The organism is Pseudoxanthomonas sp. LjRoot204_2, assembly GCF_056175765.1.
In genome coordinates, this window is sequence record NZ_JBGFFG010000384.1 from 1 (window position 1) to 3175 (window position 3175).

General features: G+C 63.9%; 3 protein-coding genes. All 3 read left to right on the forward strand.

Annotated features, from left to right (window positions below):
* Window positions 1–8 precede the first annotated feature (8 nt).
* On the forward strand, window positions 9–755 hold the full coding sequence (locus tag AC04L7_RS15220; protein ID WP_475513324.1) for an electron transfer flavoprotein subunit beta/FixA family protein: 747 nt from the start codon (window positions 9–11) through the stop codon (window positions 753–755).
* On the forward strand, window positions 755–1705 hold the full coding sequence (locus AC04L7_RS15225; RefSeq protein ID WP_435996849.1) for an electron transfer flavoprotein subunit alpha/FixB family protein: 951 nt from the start codon (window positions 755–757) through the stop codon (window positions 1703–1705). The genes AC04L7_RS15220 and AC04L7_RS15225 overlap by 1 nt, the downstream gene beginning before the upstream one ends.
* Before the next feature lie 189 nt (window positions 1706–1894).
* Window positions 1895–3175, forward strand: a 1281-nt coding sequence (locus tag AC04L7_RS15230; RefSeq protein WP_475513323.1) for a glycosyltransferase family 2 protein, incomplete at its 3' end; no start/stop codon positions are given.

Sequence of the window (3175 nt, forward strand, 5' to 3'; positions counted from 1 at the left end):
CCCTCAGGATGAAGATTCTCGTCGCCTACAAGCGCGTGGTGGACTACAACGTCCGCATCCAGGTCAAGCCGGACGGGTCCGGCGTGGTCGCCGACGGCGTCAAGCTGTCCCCCAATCCCTTCGACGAGATCGCGCTGGAAGAAGCCCTGCGCCTGCGCGACAAGGGCATCGCCACGGAAGTCGTGGTCGCCACCATCGCCCCCGCCGACGCGCAGGCGCACCTGCGCAACGGCCTGGCCATGGGCGCCAACCGCGCCATCCACGTGGTCACCGACCAGGCCATCCAGCCGCTGACCGCCGCGCGCACCCTGCTGAAGCTGGTCGAGAAGGAATCGCCGGACCTGGTGATCCTCGGCAAGCAGGCCATCGACGACGACGCCAACCAGACCGGCCAGATGGTGGCCACGCTGTGGGGCCGTCCGCAGGCGACGTTCGCCGRCAAGCTCGACATCGCCGACGCCAAGGCCACGGTGGTCCGCGAGGTCGATGCCGGCCTGGAAACGCTCGAGGTCGACCTTCCCGCGGTCGTCACCACCGACCTGCGCCTCAACGAACCGCGCTTCATCAAGCTGCCCGACATCATGAAGGCCAAGAGCAAGCCGCTGGAAACGCTGCAGCTGGCCGACCTCGGCGTCGAATCCGCCGATACGCACAAGACCACGCACTACGCCCCGCCTGCCAAGCGCAGCAAGGGCGTCATGGTGAAGGACGCGGCCGAGCTGGTCGCCACACTCAAGCAGAAGGGGTTGCTGTAATGGCCAAGGTTCTCGTCATCGCCGAACACCTGGACGGCAAGCTCAACGCCTCCACCGCCAAGACCGTCAGCGCCGCCGCCTCCGTGAAGGCCGACGCCATCGACGTGGTGGTGCTGGCGGCCGACCCGACGGCCGTCGCCGCCGAGGCCGCGCAGATCGCGGGCGTCGCAAAGGTGTTGACCGTCGCGAACGTCGCCAATGCGAACGCCATCGCCCAGGTACTCGCCCCGCAGATCGCCAAGCTCGCCGCGGACTACACGCACGTGTTCGCGCCATCCACCACGTTCGGCAAGGACCTGCTGCCCTGCGTCGCCGCACTGCTCGGCGTCAACCAGGTCTCCGACCTGATGGCCGTGGAAGGCACGCACACCTTCAAGCGCCCGATCTACGCCGGCAACGCGATCATCACCGTCGAAACTCCGGCCGACCAGACCGTCGTCGCCACCGTGCGCACCGCATCTTGGCCGGAAGCTGCCAAGGGCGGCAGCGCGGCGATCGAGGCCACCAGCGTGGACGCTGCCCTGCCCACGCACACCCGCTACGTCGGCCTCGCCGCCGGCAAGTCCGACCGCCCCGACCTGCAGAGCGCCAAGCGCGTCGTCTCCGGCGGGCGCGGAGTGGGCTCGGCCGAGAACTTCAAGGTCATCTATGCGCTGGCCGACAAGCTGGGCGCCGCTGTCGGCGCCTCGCGCGCCGCCGTGGACGCCGGCTACGTACCGAACGAACTCCAGGTCGGCCAGACCGGCAAGATCATCGCGCCCGAACTGTACGTGGCCGTCGGCATTTCCGGCGCCATCCAGCACCTGACCGGCATCAAGGACGCCGGCACCATCGTGGCGATCAACAAGGATCCAGAATCCCCGATCTTCGAGATTGCGGATATCGGATTGGTGGGGGATTTGTTTCAGTTGCTGCCCGAACTTTCGTCCCATCTGAGTAACCGGTCGTAGATCACACAACAGCTGGACTTCTCTCACAAAGTTGCTGGCCGGGCGTAGAACAGCGATGCCCCACGGTCTCGGCTCGGCCAGAATGAAGGGCATCAGGCTAGAGACCTCCCGACTGACCTGTCCGCCGATTGAAATCCTGCCGGACGCCGTCCCGGCCCATACCGGATCACGGCATATCGAGACAATCTTTTGACAACCTCAACAGTTTCGATCTTTCTTCCAACATTCGCACGCCATGGTGACGGTTTCCTGCAAAGGGCAGTTGAAAGCGCGTTGCGGCARACATGGCAGGACTTCGAATTGCTGGTGGTTGACGATGGGTCCACCGACGGGACTGCCGAGTACCTCCGCGCTGTGGCGGCGAGTGACGCCCGCGTGCGGCATATCCGCCTGCAGGAGAATACGGGGCTACCCGCCTATGCGCTTGCACAGGCGTATCCACTCGCGACAGGCAGTTACTTTGCCTGGCTTTTCGATGACTGCCAGCTGGAGCCGGACCACCTAGAGACCCTCGTGGCACGCCTGCAACGCGAGCCACAACTGGGGATGGTCTATGCTCAGGCGCGAGCGCAACTCATCGGAGACCGCAGCTTCATCATCGGCGGACCGCTGGATATGGACGCGATGCTGGGGGGTGCGAACTCGATTCCGAATACATGTGTCGTCCTACCGCGAAGTACGATCGACAAGATCGGCTGGTACGATCCGCACATCATCCTCAAGCGGCTTTGCGATTGGGATCTGTGGCTGCGCGTGGCCGCCGAGTTCGAGATCGGGTACGAGCCGAAGGTTCTCGCCACCGAGTTTGGCGTCGGCCTACCGGGGTCTCTCGGAAGGCTGAACCAGGAAAATGCTGCACTCGCCCTCAAGTACTCGCGCACGAACCGCAACCATCGTCTGGCTCCTACATCGCTTCGCCTCGAAGATGCTTGCAGCACCGACATCGGGATCGATCTCGAGCCAGCTGAGAATGCCGCACTTCAAAATGCGCTGCTCGAGCACCAAATGTTCACGCTTGATACCGTCGGGGCCATGAGAACGGCCTCCCGAATGAGGGCGCTTGGGCTTTTGGACCTCGACATCGCTCGCCGCGCCCGCAACAGGGCCAGAGAAACAGGCAAGAGCAAGATCGATTCCCTTTTCACCGCGATTGTCGGCTACACCAGAGAGCGCATCGAGAAAGACGCATCGTCGTTGATCCGTATGGAAGTTGCCGCACGTGATGCGCTGCGAGCAGCGGATCAGAGAACGGATGAACTGACCTCGATGTCAGCCAAGCTCGCCGAAGCTCAGGCAGAACTGAGTAGACTCGCGTCCGCTCTGGCAGACAGTCAGCATCGACCCGAGAAGTCTCCCGCCGACCACTTCGATGTCGAGCTCGCCCGAGAATTAGCCGAAACGAAGTACTCGCTCTTCATCTTCCGTGACGCCGCTGACCGGCGACTGGAGATGATCCGCGCACTCGAACAG

Coding starts and splice junctions, on each gene's coding strand:
- AC04L7_RS15225 (WP_435996849.1), top strand. CDS start 755: ATGGCCAAGGTTCTCGTCATCGCCGAACACCTGGACGGCAAGCTCAAC.